Origin of the sequence: Cupriavidus sp. SK-3, assembly GCF_000611145.1 — a bacterium.
Taxonomy (GTDB): Bacteria; Pseudomonadota; Gammaproteobacteria; order Burkholderiales; family Burkholderiaceae; genus Cupriavidus.
In genome coordinates, this window is record NZ_JFJV02000126.1 from 1 (window position 1) to 24,086 (window position 24,086).

Annotated in this window: 26 protein-coding genes; 21 read left to right on the forward strand and 5 right to left on the reverse strand. The window is 66.0% G+C overall.

Annotated features, from left to right (window positions below; translation table 11 throughout):
- Window positions 1-221: 221 nt before the first annotated feature.
- On the reverse strand, window positions 222-503 hold the full coding sequence (locus tag CF70_RS13175; RefSeq protein ID WP_011114071.1) for a type II toxin-antitoxin system YafQ family toxin: 282 nt from the start codon (window positions 501-503) through the stop codon (window positions 222-224).
- Window positions 490-753: a type II toxin-antitoxin system RelB/DinJ family antitoxin gene (locus CF70_RS13180; RefSeq protein ID WP_011114070.1), complete on the reverse strand. Its 264-nt coding sequence runs from the start codon at window positions 751-753 to the stop codon at window positions 490-492. The genes CF70_RS13175 and CF70_RS13180 overlap by 14 nt, the downstream gene beginning before the upstream one ends.
- 172 nt (window positions 754-925) lie before the next feature.
- Here CF70_RS13180 and CF70_RS13185 point away from each other — a divergent pair, with 172 nt between their 5' ends.
- From CF70_RS13185 to CF70_RS13245, 13 genes are all read left to right on the forward strand, one after another.
- The gene (locus CF70_RS13185) at window positions 926-1,354 is read left to right on the forward strand and encodes an antirestriction protein (RefSeq protein WP_011114069.1); all 429 of its coding nucleotides are present in this window, start codon (window positions 926-928) and stop codon (window positions 1,352-1,354) included.
- Between the two features lie 44 nt (window positions 1,355-1,398).
- A complete protein-coding gene (locus tag CF70_RS13190; RefSeq protein WP_012478187.1) occupies window positions 1,399-1,617 on the forward strand; it encodes a hypothetical protein in 219 nt (72 codons plus the stop codon).
- Window positions 1,618-1,628: 11 nt separating this feature from the next.
- Window positions 1,629-2,837 carry a hypothetical protein gene (locus CF70_RS13195; RefSeq protein ID WP_012478186.1) on the forward strand — a complete coding sequence of 403 codons (1,209 nt, stop codon included), beginning with the start codon at window positions 1,629-1,631 and terminating at the stop codon, window positions 2,835-2,837.
- Window positions 2,838-2,853: 16 nt separating this feature from the next.
- A complete protein-coding gene (gene korC, locus CF70_RS13200) occupies window positions 2,854-3,111 on the forward strand; it encodes a transcriptional repressor KorC (RefSeq protein ID WP_012478185.1) in 258 nt (85 codons plus the stop codon).
- A 157-nt stretch (window positions 3,112-3,268) separates the two neighbouring features.
- Window positions 3,269-3,505, forward strand: coding sequence for a stable inheritance protein KleA (gene kleA / locus CF70_RS13205; RefSeq protein WP_011255200.1), 237 nt, complete (start codon window positions 3,269-3,271; stop codon window positions 3,503-3,505).
- Between the two features lie 209 nt (window positions 3,506-3,714).
- A complete protein-coding gene (kleE, locus tag CF70_RS13210) occupies window positions 3,715-4,041 on the forward strand; it encodes a KleE stable inheritance protein (RefSeq protein WP_012478184.1) in 327 nt (108 codons plus the stop codon).
- Between the two features lies 1 nt (window position 4,042).
- A complete protein-coding gene (locus tag CF70_RS13215; RefSeq protein WP_011255198.1) occupies window positions 4,043-4,453 on the forward strand; it encodes a DUF2761 domain-containing protein in 411 nt (136 codons plus the stop codon).
- A 120-nt stretch (window positions 4,454-4,573) separates the two neighbouring features.
- On the forward strand, window positions 4,574-4,882 hold the full coding sequence (locus tag CF70_RS13220) for a transcriptional regulator KorA (protein ID WP_011255197.1): 309 nt from the start codon (window positions 4,574-4,576) through the stop codon (window positions 4,880-4,882).
- Window positions 4,879-5,643, forward strand: a complete 765-nt coding sequence (locus CF70_RS13225) for a ParA family protein (RefSeq protein WP_013397098.1) — start codon at window positions 4,879-4,881, stop codon at window positions 5,641-5,643. Before CF70_RS13220 ends, CF70_RS13225 begins: the two co-directional genes overlap by 4 nt.
- Complete coding sequence (locus CF70_RS13230; RefSeq protein ID WP_012478180.1) at window positions 5,640-6,698, forward strand: transcriptional repressor gene korB; 1,059 nt, start codon at window positions 5,640-5,642, stop codon at window positions 6,696-6,698. Before CF70_RS13225 ends, CF70_RS13230 begins: the two co-directional genes overlap by 4 nt.
- Window positions 6,699-6,897: 199 nt before the next feature.
- Window positions 6,898-7,920, forward strand: a complete 1,023-nt coding sequence (locus tag CF70_RS38680; RefSeq protein ID WP_012478179.1) for a DNA-binding protein — start codon at window positions 6,898-6,900, stop codon at window positions 7,918-7,920.
- Window positions 7,921-8,093: 173 nt separating this feature from the next.
- Window positions 8,094-8,441: an IncP plasmid survival protein KfrB gene (kfrB, locus tag CF70_RS13240; protein WP_011255193.1), complete on the forward strand. Its 348-nt coding sequence runs from the start codon at window positions 8,094-8,096 to the stop codon at window positions 8,439-8,441.
- 29 nt (window positions 8,442-8,470) lie between these two features.
- Complete coding sequence (locus CF70_RS13245) at window positions 8,471-9,106, forward strand: IncP plasmid survival protein KfrC family protein (protein ID WP_035827498.1); 636 nt, start codon at window positions 8,471-8,473, stop codon at window positions 9,104-9,106.
- A gap of 193 nt (window positions 9,107-9,299) precedes the next feature.
- Here CF70_RS13245 and CF70_RS13250 read toward each other — a convergent pair whose 3' ends face one another.
- Genes CF70_RS13250 through CF70_RS13260 form a run of 3 tightly spaced genes read right to left on the reverse strand, consistent with a single transcriptional unit; the run spans window position 9,300 to window position 10,884 of the window.
- Complete coding sequence (locus tag CF70_RS13250; protein ID WP_012478177.1) at window positions 9,300-9,740, reverse strand: conjugal transfer protein TraM; 441 nt, start codon at window positions 9,738-9,740, stop codon at window positions 9,300-9,302.
- Window positions 9,740-10,465, reverse strand: coding sequence for an ArsA-related P-loop ATPase (locus CF70_RS13255; RefSeq protein ID WP_012478176.1), 726 nt, complete (start codon window positions 10,463-10,465; stop codon window positions 9,740-9,742). Before CF70_RS13255 ends, CF70_RS13250 begins: the two co-directional genes overlap by 1 nt.
- Window positions 10,465-10,884, reverse strand: coding sequence for a TraK family protein (locus CF70_RS13260; protein WP_012478175.1), 420 nt, complete (start codon window positions 10,882-10,884; stop codon window positions 10,465-10,467). Before CF70_RS13260 ends, CF70_RS13255 begins: the two co-directional genes overlap by 1 nt.
- Before the next feature lie 363 nt (window positions 10,885-11,247).
- Between CF70_RS13260 and CF70_RS13265 the strand changes: the two genes are divergently transcribed.
- From CF70_RS13265 to CF70_RS13300, 8 genes are read left to right on the forward strand one after another with little or no spacing between them, the layout of a single operon-like run.
- Window positions 11,248-11,469 (forward strand): hypothetical protein, encoded by a 222-nt coding sequence (locus tag CF70_RS13265; RefSeq protein ID WP_011798730.1) that lies wholly within the window; start codon window positions 11,248-11,250, stop codon window positions 11,467-11,469.
- Window positions 11,470-11,473: 4 nt separating this feature from the next.
- Window positions 11,474-11,845: a conjugal transfer transcriptional regulator TraJ gene (gene traJ, locus CF70_RS13270; protein ID WP_011255188.1), complete on the forward strand. Its 372-nt coding sequence runs from the start codon at window positions 11,474-11,476 to the stop codon at window positions 11,843-11,845.
- Window positions 11,846-11,879: 34 nt separating this feature from the next.
- Window positions 11,880-14,138 (forward strand): TraI/MobA(P) family conjugative relaxase, encoded by a 2,259-nt coding sequence (traI, locus tag CF70_RS13275; RefSeq protein WP_012478238.1) that lies wholly within the window; start codon window positions 11,880-11,882, stop codon window positions 14,136-14,138.
- A complete protein-coding gene (locus CF70_RS13280) occupies window positions 14,135-16,039 on the forward strand; it encodes a type IV secretory system conjugative DNA transfer family protein (protein WP_012478237.1) in 1,905 nt (634 codons plus the stop codon). The genes traI and CF70_RS13280 overlap by 4 nt, the downstream gene beginning before the upstream one ends.
- Window positions 16,036-16,572, forward strand: a complete 537-nt coding sequence (traF, locus tag CF70_RS13285) for a conjugative transfer signal peptidase TraF (RefSeq protein WP_012478236.1) — start codon at window positions 16,036-16,038, stop codon at window positions 16,570-16,572. Before CF70_RS13280 ends, traF begins: the two co-directional genes overlap by 4 nt.
- 14 nt (window positions 16,573-16,586) lie before the next feature.
- A complete protein-coding gene (locus CF70_RS13290) occupies window positions 16,587-18,647 on the forward strand; it encodes a DNA topoisomerase III (RefSeq protein WP_011255183.1) in 2,061 nt (686 codons plus the stop codon).
- A gap of 24 nt (window positions 18,648-18,671) precedes the next feature.
- The gene (locus CF70_RS13295; protein WP_012478235.1) at window positions 18,672-19,064 is read left to right on the forward strand and encodes a hypothetical protein; all 393 of its coding nucleotides are present in this window, start codon (window positions 18,672-18,674) and stop codon (window positions 19,062-19,064) included.
- 3 nt (window positions 19,065-19,067) lie between these two features.
- Window positions 19,068-23,804 (forward strand): zincin-like metallopeptidase domain-containing protein, encoded by a 4,737-nt coding sequence (locus CF70_RS13300; protein WP_012478234.1) that lies wholly within the window; start codon window positions 19,068-19,070, stop codon window positions 23,802-23,804.
- Window positions 23,805-24,086: the final 282 nt, after the last annotated feature.

Sequence of the window (24,086 nt, forward strand, 5' to 3'; positions counted from 1 at the left end):
GGAAGGCAGTAAGTTCGAGAGCTTGCGAGGGGGCAAAGCCCCCTCACACTCCCCAACCAGGTCGCCGCGGTTCGACCGGCCGCGCGATCCTCAAGCATCGCAGCAGCTCCACCGCCGCAGGTTTTACGCCAAGGAAGGGGGTCGGCCAGCTCGGCCGGTGGCGCGGAAAGCGCCCCTCAAGTGTCAATGAAACGTGAGACGCGGGGCCAGGCCCGCGCCGATCACAAGCCGAGTTCGGAGTGAGAGCCGAGGCGCACCAGGCGCAGCGTGTCGGCGTCGGGCTTCTGGTAGATCAGCACCAGGTCGGGCTTGACGTGGCAATCCCGGTGATCCTTCCAGTCCCCGGTCAGCGCGTGGTCGCGGTGCCGAGGTTCCAGCGGCTGGTCGTCGGCGAGCGCGACCAGGACGGGCACCAGGTCGGCGTCGAGCGTGGCCCGGTGCTGCCCTTTCGCCTCGCGCTTGTAGTCGCGCTTGAACTGGCCGGTGCGCTCAATCTGCCGCATGCAGATCGGCCATCAGATCGTTGACGGTGGCGAAGCGCGGCAGCTTGCCCTTGCGGGCTTCCTTCATCGCCTCGATGGTGGTGGCGTTCGGAATCAGCGGCTCGAAGGGCAGCGCCTTGTCCTGGGCCACCTTCGTGAGCAGCAGCCGCACCGCGTCGGACACGGTAAGGCCCATCGCGGCCAGGACGGCCGCCGCTTCTTCCTTGATCGCGCCGTCGATGCGCGTTTGTACGAGCTGGTTTGCAGCCATGATTGGTTCTCCGGTTGGGTTCGTGAATTACATTGTAATGCACGCCAAGGGAAAGGGCAAGGTTTAGCGGCCAAAAAGTTTAGCTAAAGTGCTTGACGATTAGGACATTTTGCCCTAATATAGCACTTGAAGGCCGGGCATTTCGCCCAGGTCAACTACCGGAGAAAGTCCGATGAACACCCAAGAGCAACCCGTTACCGCTTCCCTGGTCGCCGAGGCCCAGCGCCTCGACTTCCTGCCCGCCTACTTCGGCCCGCGTCTGATGATGCGCGGCGAGGCCCTGGTGTATGCCTGGCTTCGCCGGCTCTGCGAACGCTACAGCGGCGCGTATTGGCACTACTACACCTTGTCGGACGGCGGTTTTTACATGGCCCCCGACCTGGCCGACCGCCTGGAGATCGAGGTGGACGGCAACGGCTTCCGAGGCGAGTTGTCGGCCGACGCCGCCGGCATTGTCGCAACCCTGTTCGCGCTGGGCCAGCTCGCGGCCGAGGCCGCCGACACGGACGCCGGCGATGCCCTGATCGACCGCTATCACTTCCTGCGCGGCTTCGCAGCCAGCCACGCCGAGGCGGCCGCGATCTACCGGGCTATTGACTGATGAGGGGCGGCCCCGGCTTCGGCCGGGGCTTCCAGGAGGCGACCATGACCAGGAACAACGCTCCCCAGGCACCGACGAACAGCTACGCGACGGACGGCAAGTGCCACAACGCCGAGCCGGGCACCTACGGCCACGAATGCGGCAAGCCGGCCGCATGGATCGGCACGAACCACAAGGGGTTCAGCTCGGGATTCTGCGACGACTGCAAGCGCCACGGCTACGAAGCCCGCGACGTGATCGCGTGGCGGCGTGCTGACACTTGAGGGGCCGGCCGATGGCGAAGAAACGCAAGACGCCGGCCCAGCCGGGCCAGGACTGGAACGCGCCGGCGGCCGAGCTGCTGGCCGAGCTGCCCACCGAACGCGACGAGCTGCTGGCCGCCGCCGTGGCGGCCGTGGTGGAGATCGACGCGGCGATCATGCGCGGCGACGGTGCGGCCGCCGAGGCGGCCAGCGACCGATACGAGGCCGTCATCTGGAAGATGAACGGCGGAACGCACGTGGGCAGCATGGCCGACCACGACGCGCCCGGCCAGGTCATCGAGCGCCATTGCGCGGCGGTGCCTGGCGACGTGCCCTTGTGGGGCCAGCGCGGCCAGTTCCTGGTCGCGGATGGCGACATGCGCGCCCTGGTGGAGTACGAGGCCGGCTACGGCGGGCCGCTGGGTGCCCACTTCCAGTTCCACGTCATCGACCTGGACAGGCCGTTTATCTCCGAAACGGGCTACCGCTCGCACTTCGACACGGCGCAGGGCTGCATGACGGTGGACGAGGTTGCGCGCGGCATCCTGGCTGCGCAGCGAGCCGAGAAGAAGCGCCCGGTGATGGTCGAGGCCAGCTACCGCGACCGCCTGGCCGATGCTCCCCTGCCCGCTTGGCTGGCCGGCCTGGAGCCGCCGGCGCGGCGCGAACCGGCGACCGTCCTGGTGCCGCCGGGGTTCGTCCTGGTCGATGTGGTGCTGCCCTCGCATCGGGCCTTCATCGCCAGGCGCTGGGCGGCCGAGGCCGCGACCAGGATCAAGGCGGCCAGGGCCGCCGGGTTGGACGCCAAGGGAAAAATCACCGGCGCAGGCCCGGAGCGAGATCCCGCATCGCCAGAAACGACGATGACCTGCAGCATCGTCAAAGCCGACGATGCCGAGCCGGTCGAGGGCGGGCCTGTATCGCCGGAAACGACGATGCCGGGAGCGAGCGCGGCAACCTGCAGCATCGCCAGGAATGGCGATGGAGGCCCGGCCGACCGGGTGGAGTTCAAGCCCGGCCAGCGGTGCGAGATCGTGAGCGTCCATCACCCGGTTTTCGACCGCTACATCGGCAAGCGCATCATCATCGTGAAGGTGCATCCCGACACCCGCCAGGTGTGGGCGCACGACGACAGGCCGGTAACGTACAAGACCAATCGCGCAGGCCGGCGCGTGGTCGATTCAGACCCGAGCTGCATCCAGTCGATCTACGGCTTCGACCAGTTGCGGCTTATCACTTGACCAGGAGAACGAACGAATGACGAACGACGCCAATATCCGGCTGGAGTGCTTGAAGCCGGCCGAACGCTGGGCACAACCGACCGGCGAGGAAGTCCGCGAGGTGCTGCGCCTGGCCGGGTTCAGCGGCAGCAAGGCCGCGAAGGCGCTGGGGCTGGGCGCGAAGGGCGACCGCACGATCCGCCGCTGGATCGGCGAGGACACCCCGATTCCCTATGCGGCATGGGCGATCCTGTGCGACCTGGCCGGGCTGGGCGTGATCTGGAAAGAGGATTGACGCCAAGGGAAAGGTTTTAGCGGCTAAAGTTTAGCCTTCGGATTCCGGTAAAGCGAAAAAAGTTTAGCTAAAGTGCTTGACAGGCTAGGGCATTTTGCCCTAATATAGCACTTGAAGGCCGGGCACATCGCCCAGGTCAACTACCGGAGAAAGTCCGATGAGCGACAACAAGATCATGCCCTGGATTGACGAGCTGGAGGGCGCGGCAGCGACCGACTTCCCGGCCCGCCGTGACGAGATCGCGGCCATGATGGCCGAGGCGGCCGAGCTGGTGCGCAAAGCCGAGGAACTGCGCGGCAAGGCGTACTTCGCCGGATGCTCCCTGGAGGGGCAGGCCAAGGGCCATTGGTCGATGGAAGCCGTCGAGCAGGCCAAGCGCCGGGCCGGCTGGTAAGAGCACATGGCCCGGTCGGCAACGGCCGGGCCTATCGAGGACGCCAAGAAGGGAGTATTGCGTGAGCCGAGGCAAGATCAAGGGCGGCCCCAGGTGGAGGAACGCCCCGGAGTGATCCGGGGCGCTTGGCCTGGTGCTGGCACACCGTAACCATGCTTCCGAGTGGGAGCACCCAGCATTCAACACGTAAGCGCGTGGAGGGTCAAGCTATGTCCAACATCATCAAGTTCCCCAAGGAGATCGAGCAGCCCGCCGCGCCCGCGCCGGTGGAGCCTGCCGCCGCGCCTGCTGCCCCCAACAAGGCCCCCGGTGCTGGCCTGCTGGCCGGCCTGGTCAAGTTCGTATGGGTGGCGACCGTGTTGGTCTGGCCGATCCTCAAGTGGGTGCTGTCGATTGCCACCTTCTTTCAGTTCGTGCGGATGCTCTACCACTGGAACACGCCTGGCGTGTATGCCGGCTGGTCGTTCCTGGTGTACTTCGCGGTGCTGACCGCGATCACCTACTTCGTTTCGATCTACAAGCCGAAGGGGCTTTGACATGAAAAAACAGACCCTGCCCTACCCGCCGGGATTCGTGGAGCCAACCACGGGCCGCGTGGCCGTCCTGGTGCGCGAGTACGCGGCCAGCGATTTGAACGGCGATGCGCCGGCCTATTGGTACAGCGCGCAATCCGAGGAATGGGGCCTTGACCCCTGGCGGCTCGTTGAAGGCGTCGATCCGCATGTGCATGGCGGTTCGTTCGACGTGTGCTTTGCGAGCGGCGGCACGCGCACCGTGGGGCCGTTGATGACGTTCTTCGTGAGCGCCGACCACGCGCAGCAGCTCGCAGTTTCGCGCGCCGCGTCGCAGATGGGGCGCTACGGAATGCGGGTGGTCGAGGTTCAGCAAGGCCCCGACGACCTCAAGCGCCTAGCCGCGCTGTATTCGGATGACGCCAAGAAGGGGTGATTTTTAGCCGCTAAAAGGCTTGACGCGCCCGGCGAGTTTAGCTAAACTTCTGCACATGGTCGGCGGCTGGCACCGCCTTTTGTTCAACAACCGGGTGTGGAGTTTATATGGGTGTTCTCCATGAAGAAACGGCTAACCGAAGCCCAATTCCAGGCGGCGATCAAGGGCCTGGAGATCGGGCAACAGACCATCGACATAGCGCGCGGCGTGCTGGTCGATGGAAGGCCCCAGGCCGAGTTTGTGGCCTCGCTGGGGCTGACCAAGGGGGCGGTATCGCAAGCGGTCAGTCGCGTGTGGGCAGCGGCGGGGGAAGTGCTCCCGCAGGGCTTCGCGCGGGTGACGGCGGTACTGCCGGAGCATCAAGCGTTCATCGTCAAGCGTTGGGAAGCCGACGCCAAGGGAAAGAGGAAACAGGAACCCAACTCATGAAAACACTGGTCACGGCAATTCAGAAAGGCGGACAGGGCAAGACCTTCGCAACCTGCCACCTGGCGTTCGACTTCCAGGAGCGCGGCCTTCGGGTTGCAGTGATCGACCTGGACACCCAGGGCAATGCAAGCTGGACGCTGGCCGGCCACGACTCGGGCTATCCCGCCAGTCGCATGTTCACCGCCGGCGGCGACGAGCTGCGCGCCTGGTTCGCTGGCCGGGAGGATGACGGCCTGGCGCTGATCGCGGCCGATGCCAGCCTGGCCAACCTGGACAAGATGGACTTGGCCCAGGCCGCCGGCGCGCTGCGGGCCAGCATCGCGGCGCTAGGCGAGTTCTTCGACGTGTGCCTGATCGACACCGCCCCTTCCCTTGGCGTTGCCATGACGGCGGCCGTGCTGGCCGCCGACTACATGCTTTCGCCGGTCGAAATGGAGGCGTACAGCTTGCAAGGCATGAAGAAGATGGTTGCCGTCATCGGCAACCTGCGCAAGCAAAACCCGAAGCTGCGCTTTCTCGGCATGGTGCCGAACAAGGTGGACGCGCGGAAGCCGCGCCACGTCAGCAACCTGGCGACCTTGCAGCAGGCATATCCGCAACTGATCTTGCCGTTCAGTGTCGGCGCGCGAGACAGTATCGCGGAGGCGCTGGGCGAGCAGATGCCAGTGTGGAAGATCAAGAAAACCGCTGCGCGCAAGGCCACCCAGGAAGTGCGCGCCCTGGCGGATTACGTGTTCACGAAGATGGAGATCGCGCAATGACCAGCGCCGTAAAGACCAACGCCAAGAAGAAGGCCCCGCAAGCGGCCGCAGAGAAGCCCAAGGGCGGCGGGCTGGGCCTGGATGGCCTCGGCGACCTGTCGAGCTTGCTGGACGAGCCACAGGCCGCGAATGCGGCCCCTGGCGGCCCGCAGGAGCTGCCGCTTGACCTCATCGACGAAGACCCGCACCAGCCGCGCACGGCGGACAACCCCGGCTTCTCGCCGGAGTCCATCGCCGAGATCGGCGAGACGATCAAGCTGCGCGGCGTGAAGTCGCCCATCAGCGTGCGCGAGAACCCGGACGCGCCGGGCCGCTACCTCATCAACCACGGTGCGCGGCGCTACCGTGGCTCGAAATGGGCCGACAAGACCACCATCCCGGCTTTCATCGACAACGACTACAACGAGGCCGACCAGGTAATCGAGAACCTGCAACGCAACGAACTGACGGCCCGCGAGATCGCGGACTTCATCGGCCGCGAGCTGGCGAAGGGCAAGAAGAAGTCGGAGATCGCCAAGGAGATCGGCAAGTCGCCGGCGTTCGTCACACAGCACGTCACGCTGCTGGACTTGCCCGAACCGATTGCCGAGGCGTTCAACACTGGCCGCGCCAAGGATGTGACCGTCATCAACGAGTTGGTGACGGCGTTCAAGAAGAACCCCGAGGAAGTGGGTGCGTGGCTGGCCGACGACAGCCAGGAGCTGACGCGCGGATCGGTCAAGCTGCTGCGCGAGTACCTGGAGGACAAGCGCCACCAGGAAGGCGACCGCGACCCCAACACCGTCGATGCGTTCAGCGGCAAGACGGATGGCGAGGCCGAGGGCGACGGGCAAGGCCCGGAGGATGACGCCAAGAAGAAGGAGCCGAAGGAACCCGACCCGGACAAGCTCAAGAAAGCGATCATCCAGGTCACGCACGACGACCGCCCGGCCCGCCTGATCCTCAACCGCCGGCCGCCGGCCGAGGGCTGGGCCTGGCTCAAGTACGAGGATGACGGCCAGGAGTTCGAGGCCGACCTTGGCAAAGTGCAGCTTGTCGCGCTGCTGGAGGGCTAGACCCCCCCTGCACCAGACCCCGCCGCCCCCGCACCCCTGCGCCCCGCCATCGAGCGGGGCTTTTTTTTGCCTGCGCGCCCAGCGCCGGGCTGGCCCGTTTTAGCCGCTAAAAAAGTTCAGCTAAACACTTGCGCTATGTTGTATGTTGTAGTATGCTACACGCTACAACATACAACACCGGCCGAAAGGAGGCCCGATCATGGCAATCACGAAAGAGCAGATATTTGCGGTCGCCGACGAGCTGGACGCCGCCGGCCAGAACCCGACCCTGGCGAGCGTGCGCAAGCAGCTCGGCGGCGGGAGCTTCACGACCATTTCCGAGGCGATGAACGAATGGCGGGCACGCAAGGCCAGCCAGGCGGCCCCGATCCGCGAGCCGGCACCGGCGGCGATCACCGAGAAGCTGGCCGAGCTGGGCGGCGACTTGTGGGCCGTGGCCTTGGAAATGGCGAACAACCGGCTGGCCGCCGAGCGCGAGGCGCTGGAGGCCGTCCGGCAGGAAATGGAGGCAGCGCGCCAGGAGGCCGCAGAGCTGGCCGACCAGCTCACCGGCGAGCTGGACGAGGCCAAGGGCCGTATCGAGGCCCTGGAGGCCGCAGAGACCGACGCCAAGGGGGAAGCTGGGGCGCTACGCGAGAAGCTGGCAGCGGCCAGCGAGCGGGCGGCCACGGCCGAGGCCAGAGCCGGCGAGCTGCGCACGGAACTGGATCACGCCCACCAGGAGGCCCGCCAAGCCCGAGCGGAGCGCGACAAAGCCCAGGAGAAGGCCGCCGCGAGCGCCGACCAGGCGGAGGCCCTGCGGGCCGACCTGGCGGCCGCGAACAGCCGGGCAACGGAGATCGAGCGCCGGGCCGGCGAGCTGCGCGCCGACCTGGAGCGAGCCAACCAGGCCACCGACCAGGCGCGGGCGGCGCTGGCCGAGCAGCAGAAGGCCACCGAGGCGGCGGCCGGGCAGCTTGACCAGGTGCGGGGCGAGCTGGCAAAGGTGCAGGCCAAGGCCGAAGCCGAGCGCGAGGCGCACCAGGAGCAGCGCAAGGCAGCAGCGGCCGAAGCGCACCGCCAGGCCGAACGCTTGACGGCCACCCAGGCCGAGCGCGATGCCGCGCGCAAGGAGGCCAGCCAGGCCCGCGAGGACGCCGCGACCCTGCGCGGCCGGCTCGAAGCCCTGGAAACCGTCATGGCCCAGGAGAAGGGCAAGACGGGCGGCGCGAAAAAGACCTGATATTTCGGTCGGTTTTCAATAAAATCGAGGGTGTAACCTGGAACTACACATCCGGCCACGAGAGGAAAGCCGGCCTCGCGCATGCCGAGGTCGGCTTTTTTCTTGCTGGACTGGCAAGGAGGCCCATCTATTCCACATTTTGAAATGACCACACCGACGATAAGGAGCGCCCGATGAAACAGCGCCTCTTGGTCATGAACGGCCAACGCATCGTTCAGACCGAGCAAGAAGGGGCATGGGCCAACCAGAAGGTTGACAAGGCTGGCGCATTGAAGCCCGGCATCTACAACCTGTACATGGCCCAGCAGGCCGACAAGAAGCAGACCCATGACGGCGTGATCGTTCACGCCGACAACAACCAGGTGTACCAGCAGGTAGGCAAGAACTTTGTCATGCACGCCCGGTCAGATTTCGATAAAGTACCTGAAATCGGGAGCGCAAAGAGCATCAGCTACAGCGCGCAAGGCAAAGCAACCGTTGCCGCCGAGGCCCCGAAACTCACGCGAGGCCGGTCCCGATAGCTTTTAGCGGCTAAAAGGAGGGCCACGCCTTGAGACGACTCACACCCACCGCCGGCCGGGCAGACGCCCGCCGCATCCAGCCGGCATCCGCCGGCTTCGCAACAAGCACGACCAGCAGAACCGACGCCGCCGGCGACGGCCTGCTGGCCGCTGCCGAAGCCACAGAGGCCGAGCAGCAAGCGGCCCTGGAGGCCGCCCCGCTCGACCAGACCTACCAGGAAGCCCTTGCCCTGTACGTTCAGGCCAAGCACGACCAGGTGGAGCGCATCGAGGATCGGCTTGAAAACCTGATCGACCGTCAGCAGGCGCGCTTGCAGCAGACCCAGGCCAACCAGCCGGGCCTACTGTCCCGGCCTGGCGCGAAACGCGCTTGGCAGAACCAGCAGATGCAGCAGCAGGCGCGCTTGCAGTCCCTGCACGTGCGCCTGGAAGCCGTCCGCGAGATCAAGGAAGGCATGGGCCTGCACTCACCGAAGGTCGAAGAGCTGGCGACCCGCAAGATGCGCGCCGAGAAACCCGAGCTGGCGGCCGATTGGGATGCCATGCGCGATGCGGCACGCCGGCACCAGGCGCTGCAACGCCGCGAAGAGCAGGAGCGAAAGCAGGCGCAGGCCCTGGAGCGACCAGGCCGGTCGCAGAGCTTGGGCCTCACGCGGCCCGTCTAAAACGAAAGCCCGGCACTGCCGGGCTTTTTCCTCGAGCCTCGCCGTTTCCGGCGATGCAGGCCCGCCGCTGGCGGCATCCTGCAGCACCGTCATTCCCGACGATGCAAGGGGCTGGCCAGCCTCGCCAGTTCCGGCGATGCCGCCGGCGCGGTCGACCATCGCCATTTCTGACGATGAGATCCCGCATCGCCATCTACAGCGATGCCCACAACGCGAGGGCGGCCGCGAAAACCGCCATGCCGGCCGCCACGATGTTCATGTACGACACGCGCCGCGCTTCGCGGATCGGCGCGGCGAGCTGCGCGGCGGCCGCTTCCAGCTCGCGCCGCACCGCCTCGGCGGCGGCCTTGCCGCCGTCCTGCATCCCCTTCGCCATCGCCTCTTTGGAGGCCGCCAGGGCCGCGTTGAGCGTCCTTTCGGCCTTCCCCTTGGCGTCATCCCCCCAACGGTGTGCGATGGCTTCCAGCTCTTCCTTGAAGCGATCCAGGATTTCTTGCTGCGCGGCCTGGCTGTCCTGCATCAGTCGGGTGTTGATCGTCTGGAGGATCAAGATCGGATCGTCGCGGCCAACGGCGATGCCGTGCTTGACCGCGATTTCCCGTATCAGCTCTTCGATCTTGTCATCGCTCGCCATCAGAGCACCGCCGCGTTGTCGAGCTGCTGGAAGAGTTGCGACTTCACGATCTTGAGCCGCTGCCGCGTCATGATCGTGAGCGCCGAGTCGGCCAGGGCCTCATCGAACGTCCGGCGCTCCTGGAGCATTTCCGAGAAGTCGCGGCCGTAGGTTTCTTCCTTGAGCGCCGGAATCTGGATGATGGCCGACACCCGCGCCTTGTTGTCGGTGTACGCCTTCATCTTCTCGAAGCCCTTGCCTTCGTGCTCGATTGGCCCCCAATACGGGTTCAGCCACACCACGAACACGCATTCGGCCGGGAATTGCCGGGCCAGCGTGCTAAAGCCGTTCAGGGTGTCCAGGAAGGCTTGCCCGCCGGTGACGACCGTATGCACCACCAGTTCGTGCCCCATGTCCTGGAGCAGCGCCGGAACCTGGTTGCCGATCAAGTAGCTGGACAGCGGCACGAACGAGCTGGCCCCGTTGTCGATGATGACGTCGCCCTTGGTCGAGGCGATTTGCTCCACCAGGGCATCGAAGTTCCGGGTGTTGATCTCGTCGCCGTCCATGATGTTCAGGCGCTGCACGTTCAGGGCCTTGTAACCCTCAAACGTGCTGTTGACCGGATCGGTGTCGATGCAAAGCGGCGTCTGCCCCTTGCTCGCTTTGTACTGCGCAATGGTGGCCGCGATCATCGACTTGCCGACGCCGCCCTTGCCCTGCAAGACCATGTGAATTTTCGCCATTACAGTAAATCCTCTTTATTCGGTTTCGGGTTGTAGTTGAAGCCGGCGATCCCTGCCGACTCGGGTTTCTTCGGCTCGGGTGCCTTCGGCTTCCTCGCCTTCGACCCCCCTTCCTGTTGCGCCGGCTTCTCCCCTTTGGCCTGGTTGGCCGCCGGGGGAGGCACCGGCGCGGGTGCTGCTGGTGCGGCCTTGATGTACCGCTGGACGTGCTTGCGGAACGTCTCGTAGCTGCACTTGACCCGGCCGATCTCGCGCATGTCCTCGTAGATCGTCGTCACTGCATAGCCAGCATCCATCGCGGCTTTCACGTCCACGCGCACGGCCAGGAATGCAACGGCCGTCGCGTCCTGTCGGCGCTTCTTGGCGGCCCGTTTCTCGATCCGCGCGGCCAGCTCTTGGGGGTAGCTGCTTTCTGCCATCGCCTCGCTTCCGTGGTTTGTAAATAGCCGTCATTTTCATGTATCGACCCGTGGAAAGTCTATGTAAAGCGCGTGGATAGCAGCTTGACACCGCTGCATCTAGCGCGCTTTCCGGGCATTGTACGCCTTCATTCGATATATCCGCCATCTTTTCGCGCTAAATGCAGACAGATGCGAAGGTTTCGGTATAGACTTTCCTTGGTGTTATCAACGCCGTAAGGCGGGCAGGATGTGCGAAGTTAGCTAACCGGCGGGCCGGTTATCTATCTTCGCTGTCCCTTATTCGCGCCTGCGGCACTCAACGGGCATCCTGCTCTGCGAGGCTGCCGGCTACCGCCGGCCAAGAAGCGAGAGACGAACGACATGGGCTACATCAATCCGCTGCTGGAGCTTCCAGCAGGCCGCGAACTCCAGGCGCTTCCGGTTGCCGACCGGCAGCGCCTTGCCCGCGTGCTGCGCGAGCTGCGCACGCAGGCCAACGACGAGGCGGAAAAGGCATGGGCACGCCGCAAGGGGCCGATGGCCGCCTACTGGCGAGCCGTGGCGACCTACGCGCGACACACGGCGCACGCGCTCAAGGGGTAGCGACATGGAAGCCGACGAACAGCCGACCGCGAAGCGGCGGCAGCACCTACGGGTGCCGGTGTTCCCCGACGAGAAGGAACAGATCGAGGCGAACGCCAAGAGGGCCGGGGTCAGCGTGGCGCGCTACCTGCGCGACGTGGGCCAGGGCTACCAGATCAGGGGCGTCATGGATTACGAGTACGTGCGCGAGCTGGTGCGGGTGAATGGCGACCTCGGCCGGCTGGGCGGTTTGCTCAAGCTATGGCTCACCGACGACCCGCGCACGGCCCGCTTCGGAGACGCCACGATCCTTGCCCTGCTGGGCCGGATCGAAGCCACCCAGGACGAAATGAGCCGACTCATGAAGTCCGTGGTGCAGCCGAGGGCCGAGCCTTGAGCTTTTTAGCGGCTAAAAAGCCAGGGGCTGGCCGATGATCGCCAAGCACGTACCCATGCGCTCGCTGGGCAAGTCCGACTTCGCCGGCCTGGTGAACTACGTCACCGACGCGCAGAGCAAGGATCACCGGCTGGGCCAGGTGCAGATCACGAACTGCGATGCCGTGTCCGTGCAGGACGCCATCACCGAGGTTCTGGCGACCCAGCACACGAACACGCGGGCCAAGGGCGACAAGACCTATCACCTGATCGTCAGCTTCCGGGCCGGCGAGCAGCCCAGCGCCGACACCCTGCGGGCGATTGAGGAACGTATCTGCGCCGGGCTGGGTTACGGCGAACACCAGCGCGTCAGTGCCGTTCACAACGACACCGACAACCTGCACATCCACATCGCCATCAACAAGATTCACCCGACCCGGAACACGATGCACGAGCCGTACTACTCGCATCGGGCGCTGGCCGAGCTTTGCACGGCCCTGGAGCGCGACTACGGGCTGGAGCGGGACAACCACGAACCACGCCAGCGCGGTGCCGAGGGCAGGGCGGCCGACATGGAGCAGCACGCGGGCGTGGAAAGCCTGGTCGGCTGGATCAAGCGGGAATGCCTGGACGAGATCAAGGGCGCGCAGTCCTGGCAGGAGCTGCACCAGGTCATGCGCGACAACGGCCTGGAACTGCGCGAGCGTGCGAACGGCCTGGTGATCGAGGCCGGCGACGGAACGATGGTCAAGGCGAGCACCCTAGCCCGCGACCTTTCCAAGCCGAAGCTGGAGGCGCGGCTTGGCCCGTTCGAGGCTTCGCCCGAACGGCAGACACGAACCAAAGCGAAGCGGCAGTACCAGAAAGACCCGATCCGCTTGCGCGTGAACACGGTCGAGCTGTACGCCCGGTACAAGGCCGAGCAGCAGACCTTGACCGCGACACGTGGGCAGGCGCTGGAGCAGGCCCGCCGGCGCAAGGATCGGCTGGTCGAGGCCGCGAAGCGTTCCGGCCGCCTGCGCCGCGCGACGATCAAGGTGATCGGCGAGAGCGGCCCGAACAAGAAGCTGCTGTATGCCCAGGCCAGCAAGGCCCTGCGCGACGAAATCCAGGCGATCAACAAGCAGTACCAGCAAGACCGCCAGGCCCTCTACGACAGCCACAGCCGCCGCACGTGGGCCGACTGGCTCAAGAAGGAAGCGACCCACGGCAACGCGGAGGCGTTGACCGCCCTGCGCGCCCGCGAGGCGGCGCAGGGCTTGAAAGGCAACACCATCCAGGGCCGGGGCGATCCGCGCCCCGGCCATGCCCCGGTGACGGACAACATCACCAAGAAGGGCACCATCATCTTCCGCGCCGGCCTGACGGCCGTTCGGGACGATGGCGACAAGCTGCAAGTCTCGCGCGAGGCCACGCGCGAGGGCTTGCAAGAAGCTCTACGGCTGGCGATGGAACGCTACGGCAGCCGCATCACCGTCAACGGCACCACGCAGTTTCAGGCGCAGATCATTCGCGCGGCCGTTGATTCCCAGCTACCCATCACGTTCGCCGATCCGGCCCTGGAGAGCCGGCGGCTTGCGCTATTGAAGAAGGAGAACACCCATGAGCGACCCGACCGAACCGAGCGAGCCGACCAGCGACCCGCAGAGCATCGAGGACGAGCTGGACGCGGCCCTGGCGGCCCTGGACAGCGCGCCGCTACCCACGACGACGCTGCCCGACCCATCGCCGTCGCCCGAGCAGGCTTCGGGCGACCAGGTGGCGGGCGAGCCGGCACCGCCGGCGTTCACGCCGGAGCCGTCCACCGGAAGCCCGACATTGGACGCATTGGACGAGTCCCGCCGCCCCAAAGCCAGCACCGTTTGCGAACACTGTCCCAACTCGGTGTGGTTCGCATCGCCGGCGGAAGTGAAGTGCTATTGCCGCGTGATGTTCCTCGTCACCTGGAGCAGCAAGGAACCCAACCAGATCACCAACTGCGACGGGATATTTCTCGGCCAGGATCAGGAGTAGCAGCGGCCCCGCCGGGCCTCGCGGCGGCGGATAAATACATCGCCGAACGCGAGTCGAAACGCTCGAAAGGTTTCGATATACCGAAGCACGCGCGATATACTGCCGGTGAAGGTGGCCTTGCTTTCGAGGGTGTCCGCAACATCGAGGGCCAGGCGCTGGCCCTGTTGAAACGAGGCGATGAGGTCATGGTGATGCCCATTGACCAGGCCACGGCCCGGCGCATGTCGCGCATCGCGGTCGGCGATGCCGTGACGATCACGCCAAAAGGCTCCATCAAAACGTCGAAAGGTAGGAGTAGATGAAAATAAAGATGAACAACGCCGTGGGGCCGCAGGTTCGCAGCGCGAAGCCGAAGCCCAGCAAGTTGCTGCCGATCCTCGGCGGGGTGTCCCTGGTCGGCGGCCTCCAGGCCGCGACACAGTTCTTCGCCTACACGTTCCAGTATCACGCGAGCCTCGGGGCCAACCTCGGGCACGTGTACGCGCCCTGGTCGATCCTGAACTGGTCGGCGAAGTGGTACAGCCAGTACCCCGACGAGATCATGCGGGCCGGCAGCATCGGCATGGTGACTGCCACCGTGGGCCTGCTGGGTGTGGCCGTGGCGAAAGTCGTCACGTCCAACAGCTCGAAGGCGAACGAATACCTGCACGGTTCGGCCCGCTGGGCCGAAAAGAAGGACATTCAGGCGGCCGGCCTGCTGCCGCGCGAGCGGAACGTCCTGGAGATCGTGACCGGCAAGGACGCACCCACCGCCACCGGCGTCTATGTCGGCGGCTGGCAGGACAAGGACGGCAATTTCTACTACCTGCGGCACAGCGGCCCCGAGCACGTGCTGACCTACGCGCCGACGCGAAGCGGCAAGGGCGTCGGCCTGGTGGTGCCGACGCTGCTTTCGTGGGGCGCAAGCAGCGTCATCACCGACTTGAAGGGCGAGTTGTGGGCGCTGACCGCCGGCTGGCGGCAGAAGCACGCGAAGAACAAGGTGCTGCGCTTCGAGCCGGCCAGCAGCTCGGGCGGCGTGTGCTGGAACCCGCTGGACGAAATCCGCGTCGGCACCGAGGCCGAAGTCGGCGACGTGCAGAACCTAGCAACTTTGATAGTTGACCCGGACGGCAAGGGCCTGGATTCCCACTGGCAAAAGACCGCCTTCGCGCTCCTGGTCGGCGTCATCCTGCACGCGCTCTACAAGGCCAGGAACGACGGCGGCACGGCCACGCTGCCATCGGTCGATGCCATGCTGGCCGACCCGAACCGGGACATTGGCGAGCTATGGATGGAAATGACCACCTACGGGCACGTGGACGGTCAGAACCACCACGCCATCGGATCGGCCGCCCGCGACATGATGGATCGGCCAGAGGAAGAAGCCGGATCGGTGCTGTCCACGGCCAAATCCTATTTGGCCCTGTACCGCGATCCAGTGGTGGCGCGCAGCGTGAGCCGGTCGGACTTCCGCATCAAAGACCTGATGCACTCCGACGACCCGGTGAGCCTGTACATCGTCACGCAGCCCAACGACAAGGCCCGCCTGCGGCCGCTGGTGCGCGTCATGGTGAACATGATCGTGCGCCTGCTGGCCGACAAGATGGACTTCGAGAACGGCCGGCCGGTGGCCCACTACAAGCACCGGCTGCTGATGATGCTGGACGAGTTCCCGAGCCTCGGGAAGCTCGAAATCATGCAAGAGTCGCTGGCCTTCGTCGCCGGCTACGGCATCAAGTGCTACCTGATTTGCCAGGACATTAACCAGCTCCGAAGCCGCGAGACGGGCTACGGCCACGACGAAAGCATCACGTCGAACTGCCACGTGCAGAACGCCTACCCGCCCAACCGCGTCGAGACAGCCGAACACCTGTCCCGACTGACCGGGCAGACCACCGTGGTGAAGGAGCAGATCACGACCAGCGGCCGCCGCACGGCGGCGATGCTGGGCCAGGTGTCGCGCACCTACCAGGAAGTGCAGCGCCCCTTGCTGACGCCCGATGAATGCCTGCGGATGCCGGGGCCGAAGAAGAACGACAAGGGCGAGATCGAGGAAGCCGGCGACATGGTGATCTACGTCGCGGGCTACCCCGCCATCTACGGCAAGCAGCCGCTGTACTTCAAAGACCCGGTGTTTCAGGCGCGGGCCTCGATCCCCGCGCCGAAGGCCACCGACCGGCTGCGCCAGGTTGTCGAGGCAGGGGAGGGCATCACGATATGAGCCGCATCCTGAAACGCATCACGAAAGGCGTAGCCGTCGCCGGCCTGGCCGCCCTGGTGCTGGCCGCCGGCAGCTATGCCGCCGGTGCCCGCATCAACACCACCAAGAGCATTCCGGTCGGCCTGTACTGGACGAGCAGCGCGCCGGTGGAGCGGGGCGCTTACGTGCTTTGGTGCCCGCCGAAGGTCGGCGTGTTCGATGACGCCAAGGAAAGGGGCTACATCGGGGCCGGGTTCTGCCCAGGCGACTACGGCTACATGATGAAGCGCGTTTTAGCCGCTAAAGACGATGCCGTATCGGTGGCCGATGACGGCGTGCGCGTCAATGGCGAGCTGCTGCCACATAGCAAGCCCATCCAGGCCGACAAGTCCGGTCGGCCCTTGCCGCGCTTCCAGGCCAGCACCTACACGCTGGGCAATGCCGAGCTGCTGCTTATGTCGGACGTGAGCGACACGTCTTTCGACGGCCGCTACTTCGGCCCGATCAATCGTTCTCAAGTTCAGACCGTGATCCGTCCGGTCATCACCTGGTAGGGGAGGAAACCACCATGCGACTGTTCATCGCGGAAAAACCATCCGTCGCAAAAGCCATCGCCGGCGAGCTGGGCATCACCGGCAAGGGCGACGGCTTCATCGAGTGCGGCGGCGACAAAGTGACCTGGTGCTTTGGGCACATGCTGGAGCAGGCCGACCCGGACGAGTACACGCCCGATGACGTGCCGACCGGCAAATCAGGCAAGAAGCTATGGCGCGTCGATGAGCTGCCCATCATCCCGCAGACGTGGGTTCTTCACCCGAAGGACGATGCCAAGAAGCAGCTCGCCGTGATCGGCAAGCTGCTGAAAGAAGCCAAGGAGATCGTCAACGCCGGCGACCCCGACCGTGAAGGCCAGTTGCTGGTCGATGAAGTGCTGGAGCACTTCAAGAGCAGCAAGCCGGCGCGCCGCTTTTGGGTGTCTGCCCAGGATTCGGTTTCCGTCAAGCGCGGCCTGGCCGCCTTGAAGGAAAACACCACGTACAAGGGCTGGGCCGATGCCGCACGCGGGCGGCAGCGGGCCGACTGGCTGATCGGCATGAACCTAAGTCGCGCCTACACCCTGCGGGCGCAGCGCGGCGGTTCGCGCGCCCTGCTGACCGTGGGCCGCGTGCAGACCCCGACGCTCGCGCTTGTTGTCGGCCGCGACCGCGAGATCGAGGCGTTCAAGCCGGTGCCGTACCACACCATCAAGGCCGTGGTCGAGCACGCCGGCGGCAGCTTCGCCGCCGCCTGGAAAGCGAAGGAAGATCAAGCCGGCCTGGACAGCGAAGGCCGCCTTGTTGATACCGCCGTCGCGGATGCCCTGGTGGCCGCCGTCAAGGGCCAGCCGGGCACCATCGCCACCTACAAGCAGGAAGCCAAGAAGAAGAACCAGCCGCTGGCCTTCGCGCTGTCCGACATTACCGCGCTGGCGTCCGCGCGCTACGGGTACAGCGCCGAGGACGTGCTGAACACCTGCCAGGCGCTCTACGAGACGCACAAGCTGACCAGCTACCCGCGCACCGACTGCGCCTACCTGCCGGAGTCGCAGCACGCCGACGCGCCGCGCGTCCTGGAGGCCGTCAAGCACGTGAACCCCGAGCTGGCCGGCCTGGTCGATGCTGCCGACCCGCGCATCAAGTCCAAGACGTGGGACGACTCGAAGATCACCGCCCACCACGGCATCGTGCCGACCATGCAGAAAGGCAGCAAGGCCGGCTTGAGCGAGCGCGAGCGCAACATCTACGAGCTGATCGTCCGCGCCTACCTGGCGCAGTTCTACCCGCTGCACGAGTACATGCAAACCACGGTCGGCGTGGAGATCGCCGGCGAGAACTTCGCCGCGTCCGGCAAGGTGGTCACGCGCAACGGCTGGCGTGACGTGTTCGAGCAGGCCGACGAAGAGGACGCCAAGGAAGGCGACGACGAGAACGGCGCGCAGACCCTGCCACCGATGAAGCAAGGCGACGGTGTGACCTGCACCGAGGCCACCCGACGCGATGCGAAAACCAAGCCGCCGGCGCGCTTCACCGAGGGCACGCTGATTCGCGCGATGGAGAACATCCACAAGTTCGTGAGCGACCCGGAGCACAAGAAGATGCTGCGCGAAGGCGATGGCATCGGCACGTCCGCCACGCGCGCATCCATCATTTCCGAGCTGAAACGCCGCGAGTTCCTGGAAACCAAGGGCAAGCAGATCGTCAGCACGACGCTGGGCCGCAGCGTCATCGACGCGCTGCCCGAGGTGGTGCGAAGCCCGGTGCTGACCGCCCTTTACGAACGCATGTTGAAGGGCGTCGAGCTGGGCACGGCGGCCCTGGACGCCTTCATTACGAAGCAAGAGGCGTTCATCCGCGACCAGGTGGCGAAGGCCAACAGCGGAGCCGTGAGCATCGCCGGCGGCAAGGAAGCCACGCCGGTTTCGTCCCTGCACAAGTGCATGGCTTGCGGCAATGGCTTGTCGCGCAGGCCGGCCAAGCGCAAGGGGCAATTCTGGTGGGGATGCAGCAACTTCCCCACGTGCAAGCAGACCTATCCCGACCTGAAAGGCCGGCCCGACTACAGCAAGGGCCGCAATGGCCCAGCCGAGTAACCACCAAGACGAAGGAGCATGACCATGAACCAGCAAAACACCACCCAGGCCGATGACGTGCTGCCCGAGCTGCCCGCCATTGACGACAACGCGGCCGCCGCCGGCGCGCTGCGCGAGAAGCTGGCCGACGCGGCGACGCCCGGCTACCAGGCCGAGTTCGACCCCGAGGAAGCCGAGCGCGCCGGCGCGTTCGTGGAGGACGCATTGAGCGAGCAGGACGCCGCAGAGAGCGGCGACGACCTGGCGGCCCTGGCCTCGCAGGGCGACGACCAGGCCCCGGCCTTCATCACCGAAGGCGGCCCGAGCGACGACCTTCCGCCCTTCGTCAATACGACCAACATCCGCGAGCTGTACGACTGGAAGCCGGGCGAATCGCTGGACGAGGCCATCGCGCGCAAGAAGGCGCAGGAGGGCTAACCCATGCCGATCAACCAGGCCGAGGCGCAAGCCGTCACCCTGGCGTTCGTCCGAGACTATCCCGGCGCGCTGGAGCTGGCCTATCGGTTCCGCGACAACACCGGCGAGCTGTACGGCCACCGGGCAGCAGAAGTCCCGGCAGACCTCAAGGGCGGCTATGTCCCGAAGGAGACGATCCACAACGGCCGGGCCTACCGTGGCCGCGTGGACGTGCCCCTGGCGAACATGGACGACGCCGCCGACCTGGTGCTGACGCTGCGGCATGAAGTGCTGGGCCACTACGGGGCCAACACCTTCAAGCCGGCCGAGAAACGCGCCCTGCTGGACGGCCTGATCGCCGCCCGCGAGGAACCGAGCCTGAAACCACGCTGGGAGGACATCAACCGCCGCTATGCCGGCGCTTCGATGGACGTGCGCGCGGAAGAGGTTTGGGCGCTGCATTGCGAAAGCATCGCGCCCGGCCAGCACGCGGGCCAGGCCCAGGTGCTGGAGCGCGGCCAGCAGTCATTCATGGAAACCTGCATCGCCCGCGTGCGGCCCATGCAAGTCGCCGACCTGCACAACATCGTGTGCATGGTCGCGGATGGCCTTCACGACCGTTCCAGGACGCAGCAGACCTTTCCGCAGATCAACGAACTATTCCGAAGGGATGAAGCAATGGAACCCAAGAAGCCATTTCATGAAGTCGTTGCCGAAAAACTGATCGAGCAGCTCAAGGCAGGCACCGCGCCGTGGCAACGGCCGTGGGAGCCTGGCGAGCCGAACGCCTACCTGCCGATGAACCCGACCACCGGCAAGCGGTACAAGGGCATCAACGCCATTCACTTGATGGCCCAGGGCCGCAGCGATGGCCGTTGGATGACCTACAAGCAGGCCGCCGCCGTGGGCGCGCAGGTTCGCAAGGGCGAGAAGGGAACGCCTGTCCAATACTGGAAGTTCAGCGAGGAACAGAACAAGGTCGATGAGAGCGGCCGGCCCGTTCTCAACGCGAAGGGCGAGCCGGTCAAGGAAACCGTGCAGCTCGAACGCCCGCGCGTGTTCTTCGCCACGGTGTTCAACGCCGAGCAGATCGACGGCCTGCCGCCGATCCAGAAGAAGGAACAGACCTGGAGCGCCGTCGAGCGCGCCGAGCACATCCTGAAAGCGTCCGGTGCGTCGATCACGCACGCGCCTGGTGATCGCGCGTTCTACCGGCCCGCGACCGACAGCATCCACCTTCCCGACCGGGGCCAGTTCCCCACCGCCGACAACTACTACGCGACCGCCCTGCATGAGCTGGGCCACTGGACGGGCCACCCGTCCCGCCTTGACCGCGACCTGGCCCATCCCTTCGGTTCCGAGGGGTACGCCAAGGAAGAGCTGCGCGCCGAGATCGCTTCCATGATCGTCGGCGACGAGCTGGGCATCGGCCACGATCCGGGCCAGCACGCCGCCTATGTCGGTTCCTGGATCAAGGCCCTGCAAGACGAGCCGCTGGAAGTGTTCCGCGCCGCTGCCGACGCCGAGAAGATTCACGACTACGTGCTGGCCTTCGAGCAGAAGCAGGTTCAGGAACAAGAGCAGGCCCAGGTGCAGCAGCCCGAGCAGCACTACTCCGATTTGACGCTCCAGGCCCTGGTCGAAAAACACGGCTGGGAGGTTGCCTACAGCGGCTTGCAAGAGCCTGGCCGTGTGGATTCCGTCCATCGCACCTTTGAAGGTGTCGGGCCGCTGGGCACCATGACCACCCCGAACGGCGAGCGGCGCTTGTCGGCCGGCTACCACGACGACGCCGAGCGCCGGCGCTACGTCACGTTGAAGCTGGGCGACCAGGTGATCGGCGATGCCGATGGCCGCGACCAGAAGCCGGAAGAGATCGCCCGCCAGATCAACGCCAAGGCCGAGCAGTACGCCGACGAGCGGCGCGTCAAGAACGGCCTGGAGCCGATCTACAGCATCGCCTCGCAGCAGGCCGAGGCCCAGCAGCTCAATGATGAGCTGCGCGAGCACGGCCAGGAGATCGTTTCTCACCTGGACGCGCAATCGCGGTGGGCGGATGGCGAGCGCATCTTTGCCTTCCACGAACAAGACGAACAACCGCACCAGGTCAGAAGCCTGGCCGAGCTGGAGAGCTACGCGCCCGATCAACTGCTGGCCCTGCCGGCGCTGGCCCAGGAGCAAGAGGCAAAGCCCTTGTCCGTGGCCGAACGCACGGCCGAGCAGCACGAGGCCATGAAGGCTGCCGACGATGCTTTCCAGCGCGAGCTGGTGCGCGCCTATGGCGAGAACAACGCCGGCGATGCCCGCTACAAGACCCAGCACGACGATGAGGCCGTGCAGAAGGCCGGCGATGCCTTCGTGGCCGCGTCGAACGCCTGGCGTGAGGCCGTGCGCGATGCCCGTCAAACCGTTGCGAGTCAGGAGGCCACGATGCAAGTACCCCAGCAGACCGACCAGGCCGAAGCCTGGATGTTGAAGCACGTCGAGCTGGGCACGGTGGGCCGTGCGCTCGAAGGCGCGACCCTGGAGCAGATCGACCGCGCCCTGGACGTGCTGGATCGCATGCAGCCGATGAACACGCAAAACGAGTTCTGGACGCGGCACGAGCTGCCCTACGACCTGGAGCCGCTGGAAGCGAAGATCAACGACGCAATAGATCACCTGGTCGAAGAGCGCCGGCCGGATGCCGTAGTCGCTGCAACGCGGCTTGACCTGGCAACCGGCAACACCAATTCACGCGAGCGCGACCGCCAAGCCTTCCACCTGGCGGCCGACGATGCGCTGGGCTTCCCCCTGCCCCACGACTGGACGGGTGAAGTGCGGGTTGTCGGCGTGGTCGAGCGTGACGGCGAGACGCGGGCCGCCGACCTGGCCACGGAGACGCCGGAGGCGTACCACCTGTACGCCCGGAAGGGCGAAGCGCAGTTCGGCGAGGATGCCTTTGCCTACCTCACCGCCACCCGCACGCTGGGCGAGGCCGACGAGCTGGCCGACCGCCTGGCGCTGATCGACGCCAATTCGCAGACGGACGAGTACGAGAAGGCGACCCGGCTTGCCCGCGTGCAAGAGGATCGCGTCCGCCGCGACCCGAACAGCACCGACGAGGACATTTCAGCGGCTAAAGAAGCCCGGAAGGCGCTGGAGGCCAAAGCGTTCGTCGCGGCCGAGGAAGCCAAGAACTCCCAGCGGGTCGATGACGAGCGCGGCGACTCCGTGGAGCACCAGGCACCGCAGGAACAGCGCGTGGCTGCGGCCGACCAGCAGCCGGCCCAGGCCAGCCAGGCAACCGAACGGCAGTACATCAGCGTGCCGTTCAAAGAGAAGGACGAGGCCAAGCAGCTCGGAGCGCGCTGGGATCGCAAGGAACAGTCCTGGTACGTGCCGGCGGGAGTGGATGCGGCCCCCTTCGCCAAATGGTCGCAGGGAGCCGCTACGCCGGCCGTAGAGGCCAAGCCGACCCAGCAGGCACCCGAGGCCCAGGACGGCGGCCAGAAGGCCGCACAGGCCGTCCAGCAGGCCCGGCAGTACCTTGCCGTGCCCTACGAGCAGCGCAACGCCGCCAAGGCCGCCGGCGCGCTTTGGGACAAGGCCGCGAAGTCCTGGTATGCCGGCCCTCGCGCCGACATGGCGAAGCTGGAACAGTGGAAGCCCGAGAACGTGCAGGCCCAGCAGGGGCCAGCGATGACGCCAAGGGAAGAGTTCGCCGAGGCCATGCGCAGCGCCGGCCTGTTCACCGGCAGCAACGCCCAGGGCGATCACCCGATCATGGACGGCAAGCGGCATCGCGTGCCGGTCGAGGGCGGCAAGAAGGGCACGCTCGATGGCTTCTATGTCGGCCACCTGGACGGCCACCCGGCCGGCCGGATCATCAACAACAAGACCGGCACGGACATTACCTGGAAGAGCAAGGGCTACGCCTTGAGCGACCAGGAGAAGGCCAAGCTCCAGGCCGAGGCGGCCGAGAAGCTGGCCCAGCGTGCCGCCGAGCAAGACAAGCTCCAGGAAGCCACCGCGCAGCGCGTCGGCCGCCAGATGCCCGACCTGGTGCCGGTCGAGCAGCCGACGCCCTACCTGCAAGCCAAGGGCATCGAGGCCCACGCCGGCGTGTTCACCGACCGCGAGGGCCAGAAAACCTACATCCCCGCCTTCGACGTGGACGGCAAGCAGTGGACGATGCAGTACATCCAGGAGGACGGCACCAAGCGGTTCGCCAAGGACAGCAAGAAGGAAGGATGCTTCCACCCGGTCGGCGGCATGGATGCGCTGGCCGCAGCGCCGGCGCTGGTGATCGCCGAGGGCTATGCCACGGCCGCGAGCCTGGCCGAAGGGCTGGGGCATGCCACCGTGGCCGCGTTCGACTCGGGCAACCTGCCGCACGTGGCCCGCGCCCTGCGCGAGAAGTTCCCCGACAAGCCCATCGTGATCGCCGGCGACGACGACAAGGCCCAGGAGATCGAGCGCGGCCACAACCCCGGCCGCGCCAAGGCCGAGGAAGCCGCGAAGGCCGTAGGCGGCAAGGCCATCTTCCCGATCTTCGCGCCGGGCGAGCAGCAGGCGAACCCCAAGGGCTTCACCGACTTCAACGACCTGGCGAACAAGAGCGAGCTGGGCCGCGACGGCCTCAAGCGCCAGGTCGGCGCAGCCGTGGGCCAGGTGCTGATCGAGGAAGGCCGCCGACAGCAGCAGGAGCAGCGCCAGGAGCGTGCGGAGAAGCAACAGCAGCAGCCGGAACGCCCGCGCCGCGCGGCACGCATCGGCTAAAGTCCCGGAGGGCTGCAACCACACGCGCGGTTTCCTCCCTCCCTGGCCGCCGGCAGTCATCGCCGCCTCGCACCCCGAGGCGGCTTTTTTTTGCTCGAGCATCGCCGCATCCGACGATGCCACCAGGCCCGCGCACGTCGAGCTGCAGCATCGCCATTTCCGGCGATGCACGCCGGCGCGGTCGACCATCGCCAGTTCCGACGATGGCGGCCGCCCTGCCCGCCTGGATCTCGCATCGCCATTTCGGGGTCTCCTCGTTTTCAGTGCAATAAGTGACGGTAC

What these genes read in the sequence shown, in the direction of transcription:
- CF70_RS13265 (WP_011798730.1), top strand. Translation starts at nt 11,248, where the DNA reads ATGGGCTACATCAATCCGCTGCTGGAGCTTCCAGCAGGCCGCGAACTC.
- traJ (WP_011255188.1), top strand. Translation starts at nt 11,474, where the DNA reads ATGGAAGCCGACGAACAGCCGACCGCGAAGCGGCGGCAGCACCTACGG.
- CF70_RS13190 (WP_012478187.1), top strand. Translation starts at nt 1,399, where the DNA reads ATGACCAGGAACAACGCTCCCCAGGCACCGACGAACAGCTACGCGACG.
- CF70_RS13225 (WP_013397098.1), top strand. Translation starts at nt 4,879, where the DNA reads ATGAAAACACTGGTCACGGCAATTCAGAAAGGCGGACAGGGCAAGACC.
- CF70_RS13255 (WP_012478176.1), bottom strand. Translation starts at nt 10,465, where the DNA reads ATGGCGAAAATTCACATGGTCTTGCAGGGCAAGGGCGGCGTCGGCAAG.
- CF70_RS13180 (WP_011114070.1), bottom strand. Translation starts at nt 753, where the DNA reads ATGGCTGCAAACCAGCTCGTACAAACGCGCATCGACGGCGCGATCAAG.
- traI (WP_012478238.1), top strand. Translation starts at nt 11,880, where the DNA reads ATGATCGCCAAGCACGTACCCATGCGCTCGCTGGGCAAGTCCGACTTC.
- CF70_RS13220 (WP_011255197.1), top strand. Translation starts at nt 4,574, where the DNA reads ATGAAGAAACGGCTAACCGAAGCCCAATTCCAGGCGGCGATCAAGGGC.
- korC (WP_012478185.1), top strand. Translation starts at nt 2,854, where the DNA reads ATGACGAACGACGCCAATATCCGGCTGGAGTGCTTGAAGCCGGCCGAA.
- CF70_RS13175 (WP_011114071.1), bottom strand. Translation starts at nt 503, where the DNA reads ATGCGGCAGATTGAGCGCACCGGCCAGTTCAAGCGCGACTACAAGCGC.
- CF70_RS38680 (WP_012478179.1), top strand. Translation starts at nt 6,898, where the DNA reads ATGGCAATCACGAAAGAGCAGATATTTGCGGTCGCCGACGAGCTGGAC.
- kfrB (WP_011255193.1), top strand. Translation starts at nt 8,094, where the DNA reads ATGAAACAGCGCCTCTTGGTCATGAACGGCCAACGCATCGTTCAGACC.
- CF70_RS13185 (WP_011114069.1), top strand. Translation starts at nt 926, where the DNA reads ATGAACACCCAAGAGCAACCCGTTACCGCTTCCCTGGTCGCCGAGGCC.
- CF70_RS13280 (WP_012478237.1), top strand. Translation starts at nt 14,135, where the DNA reads ATGAAAATAAAGATGAACAACGCCGTGGGGCCGCAGGTTCGCAGCGCG.
- CF70_RS13195 (WP_012478186.1), top strand. Translation starts at nt 1,629, where the DNA reads ATGGCGAAGAAACGCAAGACGCCGGCCCAGCCGGGCCAGGACTGGAAC.
- kleA (WP_011255200.1), top strand. Translation starts at nt 3,269, where the DNA reads ATGAGCGACAACAAGATCATGCCCTGGATTGACGAGCTGGAGGGCGCG.
- traF (WP_012478236.1), top strand. Translation starts at nt 16,036, where the DNA reads ATGAGCCGCATCCTGAAACGCATCACGAAAGGCGTAGCCGTCGCCGGC.
- CF70_RS13215 (WP_011255198.1), top strand. Translation starts at nt 4,043, where the DNA reads ATGAAAAAACAGACCCTGCCCTACCCGCCGGGATTCGTGGAGCCAACC.
- CF70_RS13250 (WP_012478177.1), bottom strand. Translation starts at nt 9,740, where the DNA reads ATGGCGAGCGATGACAAGATCGAAGAGCTGATACGGGAAATCGCGGTC.
- CF70_RS13290 (WP_011255183.1), top strand. Translation starts at nt 16,587, where the DNA reads ATGCGACTGTTCATCGCGGAAAAACCATCCGTCGCAAAAGCCATCGCC.
- kleE (WP_012478184.1), top strand. Translation starts at nt 3,715, where the DNA reads ATGTCCAACATCATCAAGTTCCCCAAGGAGATCGAGCAGCCCGCCGCG.
- CF70_RS13230 (WP_012478180.1), top strand. Translation starts at nt 5,640, where the DNA reads ATGACCAGCGCCGTAAAGACCAACGCCAAGAAGAAGGCCCCGCAAGCG.
- CF70_RS13300 (WP_012478234.1), top strand. Translation starts at nt 19,068, where the DNA reads ATGCCGATCAACCAGGCCGAGGCGCAAGCCGTCACCCTGGCGTTCGTC.
- CF70_RS13260 (WP_012478175.1), bottom strand. Translation starts at nt 10,884, where the DNA reads ATGGCAGAAAGCAGCTACCCCCAAGAGCTGGCCGCGCGGATCGAGAAA.
- CF70_RS13295 (WP_012478235.1), top strand. Translation starts at nt 18,672, where the DNA reads ATGAACCAGCAAAACACCACCCAGGCCGATGACGTGCTGCCCGAGCTG.